Annotated in this window: 14 protein-coding genes; 11 read left to right on the top strand and 3 right to left on the bottom strand. The window is 64.5% G+C overall.

Annotation, left to right across the window (positions count from 1 at the left end):
* The first annotated feature begins 225 nt into the window (after positions 1 to 225).
* From FFY45_RS04225 to FFY45_RS04180, 11 genes are all read left to right on the top strand, one after another.
* Complete coding sequence (locus tag FFY45_RS04225) at positions 226 to 2310, top strand: S46 family peptidase (RefSeq protein WP_176339514.1); 2085 nt, start codon at positions 226 to 228, stop codon at positions 2308 to 2310.
* Positions 2311 to 2401: 91 nt separating this feature from the next.
* Complete coding sequence (locus tag FFY45_RS04220) at positions 2402 to 3046, top strand: histidine phosphatase family protein (protein WP_176339513.1); 645 nt, start codon at positions 2402 to 2404, stop codon at positions 3044 to 3046.
* 63 nt (positions 3047 to 3109) lie between these two features.
* Positions 3110 to 3667: a hypothetical protein gene (locus FFY45_RS21930; RefSeq protein WP_217902445.1), complete on the top strand. Its 558-nt coding sequence runs from the start codon at positions 3110 to 3112 to the stop codon at positions 3665 to 3667.
* 161 nt (positions 3668 to 3828) lie between these two features.
* The gene (locus FFY45_RS04215; RefSeq protein ID WP_217902458.1) at positions 3829 to 4353 is read left to right on the top strand and encodes a hypothetical protein; all 525 of its coding nucleotides are present in this window, start codon (positions 3829 to 3831) and stop codon (positions 4351 to 4353) included.
* Between the two features lie 186 nt (positions 4354 to 4539).
* Entirely contained in the window at positions 4540 to 5862 is a 1323-nt protein-coding gene (gene folC, locus FFY45_RS04210; RefSeq protein WP_176339511.1) for a bifunctional tetrahydrofolate synthase/dihydrofolate synthase, read from the top strand.
* Positions 5863 to 5921: 59 nt separating this feature from the next.
* The gene (locus tag FFY45_RS04205; RefSeq protein ID WP_176339510.1) at positions 5922 to 6986 is read left to right on the top strand and encodes an SPOR domain-containing protein; all 1065 of its coding nucleotides are present in this window, start codon (positions 5922 to 5924) and stop codon (positions 6984 to 6986) included.
* A gap of 230 nt (positions 6987 to 7216) precedes the next feature.
* Positions 7217 to 7978 (top strand): CvpA family protein, encoded by a 762-nt coding sequence (locus FFY45_RS04200; protein ID WP_176339509.1) that lies wholly within the window; start codon positions 7217 to 7219, stop codon positions 7976 to 7978.
* Positions 7979 to 8008: 30 nt separating this feature from the next.
* Positions 8009 to 9475 (top strand): amidophosphoribosyltransferase, encoded by a 1467-nt coding sequence (gene purF / locus FFY45_RS04195; RefSeq protein ID WP_006449393.1) that lies wholly within the window; start codon positions 8009 to 8011, stop codon positions 9473 to 9475.
* 61 nt (positions 9476 to 9536) lie between these two features.
* On the top strand, positions 9537 to 10340 hold the full coding sequence (locus FFY45_RS04190; protein WP_176339508.1) for a ferritin-like domain-containing protein: 804 nt from the start codon (positions 9537 to 9539) through the stop codon (positions 10338 to 10340).
* Positions 10341 to 10527: 187 nt separating this feature from the next.
* The gene (locus tag FFY45_RS04185) at positions 10528 to 11781 is read left to right on the top strand and encodes a zinc-dependent metalloprotease (protein WP_115039921.1); all 1254 of its coding nucleotides are present in this window, start codon (positions 10528 to 10530) and stop codon (positions 11779 to 11781) included.
* Positions 11782 to 11917: 136 nt separating this feature from the next.
* Positions 11918 to 12337 carry a hypothetical protein gene (locus FFY45_RS04180; RefSeq protein WP_176339507.1) on the top strand — a complete coding sequence of 140 codons (420 nt, stop codon included), beginning with the start codon at positions 11918 to 11920 and terminating at the stop codon, positions 12335 to 12337.
* 31 nt (positions 12338 to 12368) lie between these two features.
* Here FFY45_RS04180 and lpxH read toward each other — a convergent pair whose 3' ends face one another.
* From lpxH to FFY45_RS04165, 3 genes are all read right to left on the bottom strand, one after another.
* On the bottom strand, positions 12369 to 13112 hold the full coding sequence (gene lpxH, locus FFY45_RS04175; protein WP_176339506.1) for a UDP-2,3-diacylglucosamine diphosphatase: 744 nt from the start codon (positions 13110 to 13112) through the stop codon (positions 12369 to 12371).
* Positions 13113 to 13436: 324 nt separating this feature from the next.
* Positions 13437 to 13979, bottom strand: a complete 543-nt coding sequence (locus tag FFY45_RS04170) for a phosphatase PAP2 family protein (protein ID WP_176339505.1) — start codon at positions 13977 to 13979, stop codon at positions 13437 to 13439.
* Positions 13960 to 15096, bottom strand: a complete 1137-nt coding sequence (locus tag FFY45_RS04165; protein WP_176339504.1) for a glycosyltransferase family 4 protein — start codon at positions 15094 to 15096, stop codon at positions 13960 to 13962. Before FFY45_RS04165 ends, FFY45_RS04170 begins: the two co-directional genes overlap by 20 nt.
* Between the last annotated feature and the right edge of the window lie 10 nt (positions 15097 to 15106).

Raw genomic sequence — 15106 nt, 5'->3', positions numbered from 1 at the left:
CTGGAACGACGCCTGCCCGGCGGGCGGGGCGGCGCGCAGCGAGCACACCGGCATGAGCGCTGGATCAGGGCGCGGACCCTGCCGTAGGTCATGGGGACCGCTGCGGATGTGAGGGTTACACTGTAACGCTCACATTTCCGGGGCTGTGCGATGCGTCCGAACCTGCTTGCCGTTTCCATGCTGACAACACTCGCGCTCGCGGCATCCGCACAGGCAGGCGAGGGGATGTGGGTTCCGCAGCAACTGCCCGACATCGCCGGCCCGCTGCAGCAGGCTGGCTTGCGCCTGTCGCCGCAGCAACTGGCCGACCTGACCGGCGATCCGATGGGCGCGGTGGTCGCACTGGGTGGCTGCACTGCCAGCTTCGTGTCGCCGCAGGGCCTGGTGGTGACCAATCACCATTGTGCTTATGGCGCGATCCAGCTCAATTCCACAGCGCAAAAGAATTTGATCAAGGACGGTTTCAGCGCCGCCACACCTGCAGACGAACTGAGCGCAGGCCCCACCGCGCGCATCTACGTGCTCGATGCCATCACCGACGTGACCGCGCCTGCCAAGGCCGCGATGGCGACAGCCGGCGATGATCCGCTCAAGCGCACACTGGCCCTGGAGGATTTCAGCAAGCAGCAGATCGCCGCCTGCGAGGCGCAGCCTGGTTACCGCTGCCAGTTCTTCAGCTTTGCCGGCGGAAATGCCTACCGGCTGTTCAAGAATCTGGAGATCAAGGACGTACGTTTGGCCTATGCGCCGCCAGGCAGCGTGGGCAAGTTCGGTGGCGATATCGACAACTGGATGTGGCCGCGCCACACCGGCGATTTTTCGTTCTACCGCGCCTACGTGGGCAAGGACGGCAAGCCGGCCGCCTATGCCAAGGACAACGTGCCGTACCAGCCCAAGCACTATCTGAAGTTCGCCGACCAGCCGCTGGGCGCAGGCGACTTCGTGATGGTGGCCGGTTACCCGGGCCGTACCAATCGTTACGCGCTGGCCGCCGAATTCGACAACACCGCCGGCTGGACCTATCCGGTGGTGGGCAGACATTACAAAGATGTGATCGCTCTGATCGAACAGGCCGGCAAGCAGAATCCCGACATCCAGGTGAAATACGCTAGCACCGTGGCCGGCCTCAATAACGCCGCCAAGAACTACGATGGGCAACTGGAAGGCTTCAAGCGCATCGGGGCGCAGGCGCAGAAGCAGGCCGACGAAGCCGCGGTGCTGGCCTGGCTGAAGGGTCGTGGCGCAGGCGGGCGGCAGGCGCTCGCGGCGCATGACACCCTGGTCAAACTGCTCAAAAGCGACCAAGCCACCCAGCAGCGCGACTTCGTGCTGCGGCAGTTCGACGCCACCGGCACGGTGGGGGCGGCAGTGACGCTATATCGGCTGGCGCTGGAACGCGCCAAGCCCAATGCCGAGCGCGAATCCGGGTACCAGGACCGCGACCTGCCGGCCATCGAAGGGACGATGAAGCAGATGGAGCGCCGCTACGTGCCGGCCATGGATCGGCAGCTCCAGCAGTACTGGCTCAGCCAGTATCTGAAGCTGCCCGCCAACCAGCGCATTGCCGCACTGGACCAATGGCTGGGCGGCGGCGATGCGGCCGCCGTGCGGGCCGCGTTAGGCAAGCTCGATGCCACCACGTTGGGCAGCACCGAGGCCCGCCTGAAGTGGCTGGCCGCCGATCGTGCCGCGTTTGAGGCTAGTACCGATCCGGCGATCCAATATGCCGTGGCGGTAACCCCGGCGCTGTTGCAGATCGAGCGCGAAACCAAGCTGCACACCGGCGAGCAGCTCAAGGCGCGGCCGGTGTATTTGCAGGCCCTGGCCGATTACAAAAAGAGCAAGGGCGAGTCGGTGTATCCGGACGCCAACCTGTCGCTGCGCATCACCTTCGGCAACGTCAAGGGTTACACGCCCAAGGATGGCGTGGCCTATACCCCGTTCACCACTCTGGAAGGTGTCGCCGCCAAGGACACCGGCGCCGATCCGTTCGATTCGCCCAAGGCGTTGCTGGAGGCGGTCAAGGCCAAGCGCTATGCCGGGCTCGAGGACAAGCGGCTGGGCTCGGTGCCGGTCAACTTCCTGTCGGATCTGGACATCACCGGCGGCAACTCCGGTTCGCCGGTGATGGACGCCCACGGCAAGCTGGTCGGGCTGGCGTTCGATGGGAACTGGGAGTCGGTGAGCAGCAACTGGATCTTCGATCCGTCCATGACCCGGATGATCGCCGTGGATAGCCGGTATCTGCGCTGGGTCATGACCGAGGTCGCCCCGGCGCCGCAGCTGTTGAAGGAACTCGGCGTGCGCTGAGGCGGCCAGCCGGCACGAGGGCGGGAGGGGTTATGATGCGCTCCCGTTTCGCTGCGGCGAGCCGGACCCTCCCCCAAGGAATCTCTCGCGCATGCGCATCCTGCTTGCTCGTCACGGCGAGACGCCGTGGAACGCCGAAGGCCGTTACCAGGGCCAGATCGATATCCCGCTGTCGCCGGTCGGCGAAGGCCAGGCCGCTGCCCTTGGTGTGCGCCTGCAGTCGCTGGAGATCACCCGCGCGGTGGCATCGCCGCTGTCGCGCGCGCAGGCCACTGCGAAGCTGGCGCTGGGCAGTGCACGCGAGAGCTTGCTGCAGACCGATGCGGACCTGCAGGAAATCGCGCATGGCGAATGGGAAGGCTTGCTGGCCAGCGAGATCAACGACAAGGATCCGGCGCGCTTGCGTGCCTGGCGCGAAGAACCGGATACGGTGCTGATGCCCGGCGGCGAATCCCTGCGTCAGGTACTGGACCGCAGCTGGCGCGGGCTGGTACGCGCCGCCGATGGCCTGGGCGCCGACGACACCTTGCTGGTGGTGGCGCACGATGCAGTCAATCGCGTGATCCTGTGCAAGATCCTGGGCCTGCCGTTGTCCAAGCTGTGGACCTTCCGCCAGGCACCGACCACGCTCAACCTGCTCGAAGGCGAGGACGTGGATCACCTGGAAGTGGTGCGTCTGAACGATTGCGCGCACCACACGCCATTTTTCGGTGAAGCCAAGCATCGGGCGTTGTAGCAGTCACGGGTAGGTGTGGCGCACAAGGATGGACTGTGTCTACTTTTGTCGGGTGTCCAACGAATGCATAGGCCGCGTCATATACGTTTAGCTATTTTGTTTTTAACGCCGACGGCGTTGCTTTTCTTTGCTAATTCTTTCAAATTTCTTCCGCCTGTCAACGCTTCAATCGACCTCGCCCTTGTGGTCTTCAGTCTCACTGCGATGGCCCTGTTCGGTACGCTTTTCTGGGCCAATGCGACTGGCAGGCTCCAACGTCAGTCGCAGCGGATAGGTATCGAACGCTGTGTCTTTCGGTGGCTGATGTCGACGGTGGTGATCGGGCTGGTTGCGTGGGCGCTTGTTGTCAGAATTGTGCCCTGGGCATGGACCGAGGCGTTCGGCAGCATGTATTCAGAGCAAGTGCTCATACACCCGGGGCCTAAAAGCCTGATGTGCCCTAACGCACTCCTGATCTCCCCATTGCCTCATGGTGCACCTATGCGGCTTTGCGTTCGCAAGCACGAGGTAATGAGCTTCCCGAAAGTTGCGGTTAGTGCGGTCATCCAAGGCAAGCGTTCATCACTGGGTTCCACTGTGCATGATTACTATCCCACCGCACCGCAGGTAACGTCGCCCTAGCCATGCTGATGTGCTGTATGAGCCAGGAGTTAGTGCAATGAATGCTTTGCTTTTTTTGGTTGTATAAGACGACGTTTTAGCTCTCGTCGCACTGCTCATGGGCGTGTGGTGTAACGAGCGATTACAAGGGCGGTCCAGTGAAGTTAAAGTTGTTCGCATGGATGAAGATCGGAACATTTTTTGTCGTGATGGGACTGCTTGTTTTAGGTCTGTTTGCCGATTTTGTTCCTGCAGATTTCCTGCAGGGACGCAATTTAAAATGGCCATGTTTAGCGGTTGGTATCGTGCTGACAGTGTGGCTACGCAGGCACAACCGGCGTCTAGGTCGCCCAACGGACCTGGACGGACACGGGCGTATTTTCAGTGTCTTCATGTTCTTCGCAACACCCGTAATGCTGGCCTTTGTGTCGTGGTTGTTGCTGGCAAAAACGGCACCCTGGTTGCTGACCTGGGCCATTGGCGGGTCATTCGAAGAAGCGTATGTCATGCAGACGGACCATCAATCGAGTCGAAGCACCTGTGAATATCGGCTGCGGGGTGGGCCAATGGAACATGGGTTTCCAGATTACCTCTGCATCCACGAGGACCTGTATCACCGCTATCCACAGCAGCAGGTCGCAGTGATATTGAGAGGGCAGCGCTCACGATTGGGGACACACATCGTCGAAATCTACGGTCCGCAATGACGCACCACTCGATGATTGTCGTGTTGGCCGAATAGATGTCGTCCCACATTCAGCGCGTTGCCAAGTGCTCACGGATGGCAGGCACCGAGCGTCTGCGATTCAACGGTGGAAAACTGCTACTGCTGGTAGTCCAGGACCCGGGCAACCGCGATAATGTGCGCTGCCCGCAAGACGTCAGGTAGCACAGTGACCACCCCCAACACACTCTCCGACTGGCTCGCCTACATCGAGCAACAGCATCCGCAGAACATCGCCATGGGCCTGGAGCGCGTGCGCGAGGTCGCTGCGCGTCTGCAGCTCGCAGCGCCGGCCACCCACGTCATCGTCGTCGGCGGCACCAATGGCAAAGGGTCGACCGTGGCCTTTATTGAGGCGATCGGGCGCGCGGCCGGCTGGAAGGTGGGTACCTACACTTCGCCGCATCTGCTGCGCTACAACGAGCGCGTGCGCATCGATGGAGACGAGGCCAGCGATGCACAACTGGTCGACGCCTTTGCAGCCGTCGAAGCGGCGCGCGGCCAGACCGCACTGACGTATTTCGAGTACGGCACGCTGGCGGCTCTATGGCTGTTGCAGCGCTCCGCGCTGGACCTGGCGGTGCTGGAAATCGGCCTGGGCGGGCGCCTGGATGCGGTGAACATCATCGATTCGGATGTGGCAGTGATCACCACCGTGGATATCGACCACACCGATTGGCTGGGCGAAGACCGCGAGGCGATCGGTACCGAGAAGGCCGGCATCATCCGCGCCTGGAAACCAGTGGTGCTGGGCGAAATCGATCCGCCGTCGAGCGTATTGCGGCGCGCTTATCAGTTGGGCGCCAACGCAATCCGCGCCGGCAGCGATTACTTCTTCGAGCCGATCGCCGCGCAGCAAACCGATGCACAACAATCCAACGCACAGCATTCCAACCCGCAGCATTGGCGCTGGCGCGATGTCGCAGTGACCCTGGAACTACCGATGCCGGCCCTGCACGCGCCGGTGCAACTGGCCAACGCCGCCGCTGCGATCGCCGCGCTGCAGGCATTGCCGGTCGAGGTACCCCATGCGGCCTGGGCGCAGGGCATCACCAACGCGCAAGTGGCCGGGCGCCTGCAGCGCATCGATGTCGCTGGCGTGCAGGTGGTGCTGGATGTCGGCCACAACCCGCAGGCCGCGCGCGCGCTGGCCGACGCACTCGGCGCGCAAGCGCACGCAGGCAGCACGCATGCGATCTACGCCGCATTGGCAGACAAGGACGCGCCGGGCGTGGTGGAGGCAGTAGCCGCGCAGATCGACCACTGGATGCTGGCCGGGCTGGCGGGCGCACGTGGGCAGTCGGCCGAGGCATTGCAGCAACGCCTACAGGGCACCGCCGCGGCGCAGGCGCCGTGCCATCGTGACGTCGCAAGCGCACTGCGCGCGGTACTCGCGGCGGCCAAACCAGGTGATCGCGTGCTGGTGTTCGGCTCGTTTCATACCGTCGCCGACGCGCTGCACGCACTTCATTCAGGCCACCAAGGTCGGTAGCCCGGCTGCGGCCTTATAATCGCCGCGGCAACCCGCCACGCCGCCTCTCGTCTCTTTACGTGGATACTGCTCTGAAACAGCGATTGATTGGCGCCATCGTTCTGGTGGCGCTTGCCGTGATCTTCCTGCCGATGCTGGTCAAGGGCCCTGCGCCGTCGAGCGGCGTGGCCGATGTGCCGCTCGAGGCACCCGCAGCGCCTGCCAATGGCGAGTTCGAAACCCGCGAATTGCCGCTGGTCACCCCGGGCGATGCGCCTGCCGGCGGTGCACTGGGCATGCGCGGTGCCGCCACGGCGCCGGCAGCGGTGCAGGACAACCCGGATGCGGCAGACCTGGCCAAGCCCTCCAGCGCGCCATCGGCCCCTGATGTGGCCGCCGGCAACTACGCGGTGAATTTCGGTGCCTATGCCACCAGTGCCGATGCCGATGCGGTGATCGCACGGCTCAAGCAGGCGCAACTGCCGGGCTTCAGCGAAAAGACCCAGATCAACGGCCGCCCTGCCTGGCGCGTGCGCGTGGGGCCGTATGTCGATCAGGCCCAGGCCGAATCGGCCCGCCTGCAGGCAGTGAAGGTGCGCGGCGACGTCAACGCGCAGGTGGTGACGTTGGATGCCAATGCCGCCGCGCCAGCGCCTGCAGCTGCACCGACGCCTGCACCGGCCGCAAAGCCCAGCAGCAGTGTGGCAGCCGCCAGCACCACCGCGCCGACCAAGACCGAAAGCCTGCCGCCAGAACCCGCCAAGCCGGTAGCCGCCGCGCCCAAGCCGGCCGAAGTGCCCAAGCCTGTGCCGGCCAAGCCGGAAGTGGCCAAAGCCGAGCCGGCCAAGCCCGAACCGGCCAAGCCGGTCGTGGCTGCGCCTACCGCGCCGGCAGCGCCTGCGGCCAGTTCGGTCGGTTTCGCAGTGCAATTGGGTGCGTTTGGCCGCGCTGAAGACGCCAATGCCTTGCGCGACCGCGTACGCGCCGCCGGCTTCAGCGCCTTTGTCGAACAGGTCCGCACCGACAAGGGCGCGCTCAACCGCGTACGTGTCGGCCCGGTGGCCAACCGTGGCGATGCCGAGCAGTTGCGTGCGCAGGTGGCGGCCAAGGTCGGCATTTCCGGCATGGTGCGTCCGCATCCGTAAAACGGCCGCGCCGCCATCGGGTGGGCGTTGCCGGTATCAGACATCTGCATCGGCGCGACCATTCGTACACTGCGCGTGCTGCATGCCTTCTGCATCAAACCTGACAGCCACTCACGACATGTCGTCGGTGGCTGTCAGATTCCCGATCGCCTCACACCCATGGAGGGGAGCGCAATGAACACCGAGACACGTTGCAGCAGCGGCGCGCGCGCCGCGCGGAGAAGTTGGCAATGATCGACATGGTGCTGGGCGTCATCATCTTGGTCTCGGCCCTGTTGGGCTTGCTGCGCGGCTTTGTCGCGATCGTGGTCGGCACGCTGTCGTGGTTGCTGGCGGGCTGGGCGACCTTTCAGTTCGGTGGCTCGGCCGCGCGTTGGCTGGCCGATGGCAAGCATCCTTCCGCCACCGAGTCGTTCGGCGGCTATGCAATGGTCTTCGTTGGCGTGCTGGTGACCGTGGCGGTGATCGGCATGGTGATCCGCGCCGGCGTCGATGCGGTGCGGCTCGGCGGCATGGACCGCATGCTCGGGTTCGGCCTGGGCGTGGTGCGCGGCGGCTTTCTGGCCAGCGTGCTGGTGCTGCTGATGAGCTTCACCCCGCTGCCGCGCGAGCCATCCTGGCGCCAATCGGTGCTGATGCCGATGCTGTCGCCGGGTGCGGGCTGGATGCGGGCGCAACTGCCGGCCTGGCGGATGCCGTCGATGGACATGCCATCGATGGACATGTCATCAATGGAACTCGGCAACTTGCCAACGGAGTTGGGGAAGTTGCCCTCGGCAGGCAATAATACGGATCTGGGCAAGGCGCTGTCCGGGTCCGGTTTGAGCGACACCATCACGCGTGCGCTTGGGCAACCCGGTAAAGCAGCCAGCGACGGACGCGATCCGACGCAGGCGATGCCGGCCAATATCGATCCGGCGCAGATTCGCGGCGGAGAAAGCGACCCGGCTCGGGTCGAGTCTCAAGGCCAGGCACGGCCACCTTCACAGTAACGGCGCAAGCCGCAGCGGAGAACGCGCACCATGTGTGGCATCGTCGGTATTGTCGGCAACCAAAACGTCGCCGGGCAGCTTTATGACGGCCTGACCGTCCTGCAGCATCGAGGGCAGGACGCCGCAGGCATCGCCACCGCCGATGGCACGCGCCTGCGTGTGCAAAAGGCCAATGGCCTGGTGCGCGATGTCTTCGACGAAAAGAAGATGGCGGTGCTGGAAGGCCGCGTCGGTATCGCGCATTGCCGCTACCCGACCGCCGGCTCGGAGGGCATGGACGAGGCGCAGCCGTTCTACGTCAACTCGCCCTACGGCATCGCGCTGGCGCACAACGGCAACCTGATCAACACCGAGGCCTTGCGCCAGCAGGTGTTCGAGGCCGACCGCCGCAACATCAACACCGATTCGGACAGCGAAGTGCTGCTGAACGTGTTCGCCTACGAGCTGGACGCGCAGCGCATGCTCACCCCCGAGGCGGCGATCCGCGCGGTGGCCGGTGTGCACCGCCGCTGCAAGGGCGGCTATGCGGTGGTCAGCGTGGTGCTGGGCCTGGGCCTGGTGGCGTTCCGCGACCCGCACGGCATCCGTCCGCTGGTGCTGGGCAAGCGCGATCACGCCGAAGGCACCGAATACATCGTGTCCTCCGAATCGGCCGCGTTGGATATCCTGGGCTATCAGCGCGTGCGCGATGTGCGCCCCGGCGAGGCGCTGGTGATCACCGCGCGCGGCGAGCTGTTTTCGGAAATCTGCGCCGCGCCCACCGACCATGCGCCGTGCATCTTCGAGTACGTGTATTTCGCGCGTCCCGATTCGATGATCGACAACATCTCGGTGCACAAGGCGCGCATGCGCATGGGCCTGAAGCTGGGCGAGAAGATCCTGCGCCTGCGCCCGGATCACGATATCGACACCATCATTCCGATCCCGGACACCTCGCGCGATGTGGCGCTGGAGATGTCAAACGTGCTCGGCGTGAAGTACCGCGAAGGCTTCGTCAAGAATCGCTATGTGGGCCGCACCTTCATCATGCCGGGGCAGGGCGAACGGCAGAAATCGGTGCGTCGCAAGCTCAATCCGATCCACCTGGAGTTCCGCAACCGCGTGGTGCTGCTGGTCGACGACTCGATCGTGCGCGGCACCACCAGCCGGCAGATCGTGCAGATGGCGCGCGATGCCGGTGCGCGCAAGGTGTATCTGGCCTCGGCTGCGCCGCCGGTGCGTTACCCCAACATCTACGGCATCGACATGCCAGCCGCCGAAGAACTCATTGCGCATGGCCGCAGCGAGCACGAGATCCAGGAATTCCTCGGCTGCGACTGGCTGATCTATCAGGATCTGGAAGACCTGGAAGTGGCGGTGCGCGAAGGCAACCCGGATATCAAGCAGTTCGATTCCTCGTGCTTCAACGGCGAGTACATCACCGGCATCGAGCCAGGTTATTTCCAGCGCATCCAGCAGTTGCGCTCCGACGAAGCCAAGCGCAAACGCCGCGCGTGATGGTAGTGCGGCAGCGTTGTGGAGTTGCGCTGCCCGCGAACGATGGAGCGATGAGGTGACGATGGATCTCTTGCAGGCCGCACACGCCTGCCTGCAAGCGGCCGATCCGCTGGAGAAGGTCGCGCTGACCCAGCGACATGCGGCCGCGTTCCGAGCCGGCACGCTGTCGTTGCCGTCGCCGCAGGCCGCGCCCCCTGAGCCGATCTGCATGCCGGGCCGGCCCGCAACGCCGGTGCTGGTGCATCCGCGCGAGGTGCCACGGCGTGGATTGGGCACGCCGGAAGGGCGCGCCGCCTTTATCCACGCCATCGCGCATATCGAACTCAACGCCATCGATCTGGCCTGGGATGCGGTGTACCGCTTCCGCGGGTTGCCGGATGCGTTCTATGCGGATTGGGTAGCGGTGGCCGACGATGAATCGCGTCACTTCATGCTGCTGCGCGCGCGATTGCAGGCGCACGACCACGACTATGGCGATTTTCCCGCGCATAACGGCCTGTGGGAAATGTGCGAGAAAACCGCGCATGACGGCCTTGCACGCATGGCCCTGGTGCCACGCGTGATGGAAGCGCGTGGTCTGGACGTGACACCGGCCATGATCGTCAAGCTGCGCTCGCTCGGCGATATCGCCACTGCGCAGGTGCTGGAAACCATCCTGCGCGAAGAAGTGGCGCATGTAGCGGCCGGCTCGCGCTGGTACCGCTGGTATTGCGAGCAGGCCGGCATCGAGCCGCGCGCGCGTTTCAAGGCGCTGCTGCGCGAATACGCCGGCGGCTATCTGCATGGACCATTCAATATCGAAGCGCGGCTGCTTGCCGGTTTCGATGAGGATGAGTTGGCCAGCTTGGTGGAGCAGGCTGGCTGAAAAATGTGCGCGGGTTCCCTCTGCGCAGCCGCCGGAATCGCATCCATTCAAGGCGAGCATCACAGAACTGTAATTTTCCTTTGCAACTACTTGCAATGTGGACTGCCGCTCCGGCCTTAATGGCGTCCCGGGGGCAGGGGCCCGGTGTTTCACATCCGTTACTTCCATGTCTAAAGAGAGAGAGACGATGAAGTCGAAGTCGATGTGCACCACGGTGGGTTTGATTGCCATGTGTCTGGCCGGTTCGGCCGCCGCTGCCGGCAAGCCGCTGTATCAATCCGGTCCTGCGCTGAGCCGCAGTGCAGCCGCCACTGCCACCACCGAACCCTCGCTGCAACGGGTGTTGAGCTCACCGTCCACAGCCACCGCGCAGGTGGTCCAGCTCGATGCCGGCGCAGTTACCGCGTCGGAAAAGCTGCTGGAACTGCAGCTCGATGGCCAGACCATCACCGCCACCCAGGCCAAGGTCGATGCCCTGGAAGGCGGCGATAGCGTGTGGTACGGCAACCTCGGCCCGCGCGCTGGCACGCGTGCACGCACGCTGTCGGGCGTGGATCCGCTGAACTCCGCGATCTTGGTCCGTAGCGGCGACACCGTCACCGGCACCATTCGCTACGCCGGCAAACTCTATCGCCTGCGTCCGCTGGCCGATGGGCGCCACGTGCTGGTGCAGGTGGATGAGCAGCGCATGCCGCAGGAGCATCCGGCCGAATACAGCCTGCTGCCCAAGTTCGACATGCCCGGCGACGGTCGTGTCACCGCAGCGGCCGCGTCGTCCGGCAGTCCGGCGACCATTCGCGTGCTGGTGGTCGCCACCAATCAGGCGGTGACTGCGTACGGCGGCAACATGCAGGCGCTGGTGCAGCTGGCGGTGGCCGAAGCCAACCAGGGCTACACCAACAGCAACGTCGGCATCACCCTGCAGCTGGCGCGTTACGAGACCACCAGCTACAGCGAAACCGGCAACTTCACCACCGACCTGCAGCGCTTCCGCGTGACCAACGACGGTTACATGGACAGTATCCACACCAGCCGCAACACGTATACCGCCGATGTGGGCGTGATCGTGTTGAACAACGCCACTTACTGCGGACTGGCATCGGGTATTGGGTCGACCGCCGCAACCGCATTTGCATCGGTGTACTGGGATTGCGCCACCGGCTACTACAGCTTTGCGCATGAAATCGGGCACCTGCAGAGCGCACGCCACGATGCCACCAACGACCCGAGCACCTCGCCGTATGCCTACGGTCACGGCTATCGCTATGGCAACAGCTGGCGCACCATCATGGCCTACGACTGCAGCAGCGGTTGCCCGCGCCTAAACTATTGGTCCAACCCCAACATCAACTACAACGGCATCCCGATGGGCAATGCCAGCACCGCCGACAATCAGCGCGTGCTGGTCAACACCAAGGCCACGATTGCCGGCTTCCGCTGAGGTTGACGTTGAGCGTTTCGCTGTCGGCCCGGCACTCCATGTGCCGGGCTTTTGCCGCTACACCCGCGCGCGGGTGTAGCGCAGACTAGGCGCACCGTCGGCAACTGCCGGCCTTGTCTTGTGGAGCGGAGCACTCATGTCCAAGTCCTTGCGTTATGCGGCGCTGTGCCTGGCCGTACTTGCGGTTGCCGGCTGCAAACAGCAGCCCGCCGAGCCGGCTCCCTCGCAACCCAAGCCCGCTGCTGTGGCGACGGCAACGCCCACCGGCAACGATGCCGAGGCGCGCGCGCTGCATGTGCTGGAAGCGCGCTTGCAGAGCGATCATTTTTATCCGGACAACTGCATCAGCATCCTGTCCGAACAGGGCGATGCGCCCACCCCGGACGCCTTCGAATTCGCAGTGCATGAGCGCCATGGCAACGACTGCCCTGGCGACCCGCAGACCAGCCCGGTACGCGACCGCTTCCGCGTCCAGGCCGACGGCACAGTGCTCTGGTACGACGTGGTCAATGCCGACTTTGTCGACTACGCCGAGCATGCGCGTAGCGTGCAGTGATGCCTGTGCTCGCTAGGTTCTCTCAGCCACGCTAAAGCGCCAACTGCTCCAGCGTGATGCTATCGGCATCCACACGCAACACCGAGCCTTGTTCGTACCAGTCGCCCAGCACGATGCGCGTGCAGGTGTGGCCACCGGCCTGCAGCGTGTGCACGTTGGGGCGATGGGTATGACCGTGGATCAAGCGATCCACCCCGTAACGTACGAAAGTCGCTTCCACTTCGGCCGGTGCCACGTCGGTAACGGTTTCGAAGCGCGATTGATCGCCCTGCTTGAGTTCCGATTGCCGCGCCTGGCTTGCCGCGCGCGCCTGCTGCGCGAACGCCACCCGTGCGGCCAGCGGCTGCGCCAGAAATTGCGCCTGAAACACCGGGTCGCGCGTCTGCGCACGGAACGCCTGATAGGCGGTGTCGTCGGTGCACAGCAGATCGCCGTGCATCAGCAGCGTCGGATGCCCGTACAGCTCGATGACGGTGGGGTCGGGCAGGATGCGGAAGCCGGCACGCTGTGCATACGTCTGGCCAACCAGAAAATCGCGATTGCCCGCCATGAAGAACACCGGCACGCCGCTATCGGCGACGGCATGTAGCGCGGCGGCGACCGCGTCTGCGGCGGTCGACGGAGTGTCATCGCCGATCCAGGCTTCGAACAGATCGCCGAGGATGTAGAGCGCGTCGCTGCCGGGGACCTGCGTGCGCAGGAAGTCCAGAAACAGCTCGGTAATCGCCGGCCGGGCCGGATCCAGATGCAGGTCGGAAATGAACAGGGTCGTCATTGCGCCATTGTACGGCGGCAGCGCGGGACGGGAACCGGGACGCTGGGGTAGGCAGCGTGAGCAGAACAAGCACGGAGCGAAATCCCCTCTCCCTGCGGGAGAGGGGTAGGGGTGAGGGTACGGGGCGAAGCCATACGCTGAAGTTGCAATTGCTGCGTGTTGGCTTTTTATCAACCTTCGCGAGAGATCTTCTACGGCGAGTGCGCGAGGCTTCGCGCGTACCCTCATCCGCCCCTGCGGGGCACCTTCTCCCGAGGGGAGAAGGGAGTGTTGAGACGCGTTACTTATCTGGGCGGATCACTCGGGCCGGCCCGGCCTGATTCATCACCCCAGCAACACCGGCAATCCCCACAACGACAGACTGGCCAGCACCACCCCGATCGCGGTCGCAGCCAACACATCGCTTGGATAATGCAGCCCCAACACCACCCGCGACAGCGCCACGCCCGCCGAAAACGGCACCAGTAACGGTGCCAGCCACGGATAGTAGGCCAGCGCCACGATGCTGAAGGACACCGCGTGCAAGGTGTGGCCGGACGGAAAACTGAACTCGTCCAGCGGCGCGACCCAGGCGCGAATGCGCACGTCGGCTGCATACGGGCGCGGCCGCCGCGTCCAGCGTTTGAGCGACTTGTACACGGTCAGCGCGAGCACGCCGGTGGCCGCCATGTGCGCAGATGCGCGCACGCCGTCCATGCCGTCGAGCAGCACCAACAGGCCCATCAGGCCATACCAGAACACCCCATCGCCGAGCCGGCTGATGGTGGCGAACGCGCGCCGCACCGGGTGGCGTCGGCACCAGTGATTGGCGCGCCGGCACCAGCGCGCTTCGTGACCGCGTAAGACCTCAAGCCGCGTTGCCGACATAACGCCCCCGTGCAGCGGTGATGCCCAGCAACAAGGCTTCGAAATCGGACACCACATTGTCCGGGTGCAGTTTCTGCATCGCCTGTGCGGCCGCAGCGCCCATGCGCTGGCGCATCGCGTCGTCGTCGGTGAGTGCGATGGCGGCCTGGATAAACACCGCGTCGGTCTCGACTGCCGCGCCGCTGTGACCGCTGCGCAGATACTCGCGTGCGGCGCCGTAATCGAAAGCGACCGTGGCCACACCGCTGGCCATCGCCTCGAGGGTCACGTTGCCGAAGGTCTCGCTGCGGCTGGGGAACAGGAACAGATCGCCGCTGGCGAAGTGGCGTGCCAGCGCCTCGCCGCGCTGGATGCCGCAGAAAATGAAATCGGGGTTCTCGTGCGCGATCTTTTCGCGTGCTGGGCCATCGCCCACCCACACAAAGCGTGCTTTCGGGCGGATCTGCTGCAGCTTGCGAAAGGCATGGATGGCAAGTGGCAGGTTCTTTTCGTTGGCGATGCGTCCGACGTAGATTGCAGCGAAGCCTTCGCCTTCGATGCCCCATTCGGCACGCAGCGCGTGATCGCGTCGCGCCGGATCGAACTGCTGGTTGTCCACCGCGCGTGCCAGCAATTGCACGCGCTCGAATCCGCCTTCGCGCAGGAACTGCTGCAGTTCGCGCGTTGGCACCAGGGTGGCGTCGGCCTGGTTGTGAAAGCGCCGCATCCAGCGCAACGCGGTGCCTTGCAGCCAGGCGGCGCCGTAGTCGGGCAGGTATTCGTCGAAACGCGTATGGAAGCCGGTGGCGACCGGGATGCCGAGCCGGCGCGCTGCACGCATCGCCGACCAGCCCAAGGGGCCTTCCGTGGCCACATAGATCGCATCCGGTTGCGTGATTCGCCAATGACTGATGAGGCGCTGCGTTGCCGGTAGCCCAAATTTCAGCCCCGGATAGCGCGGCAGCGATGCGCCGCGCACCAACAAGGCAGTCGCCGGTTCCGTATCGCCGCTCTGACGCGGGCGCACCACGTCCACCTGATGTCCGCGTGCGCGCAGGCCGGTTTCCAGGCCGTGCACGGTCAGCGCCACACCATTGACTTCGGGAGGATAGGTTTCGGTAACGATCGCGTAGCGCATGCCCGTTCTC

Origin of the sequence: Xanthomonas hortorum (genome assembly GCF_011305375.1) — a bacterium.
GTDB classification, from domain to species: Bacteria; Pseudomonadota; Gammaproteobacteria; order Xanthomonadales; family Xanthomonadaceae; genus Xanthomonas; species Xanthomonas hortorum_E.
This window is presented reverse-complemented; position numbering and strand designations above follow the sequence as displayed.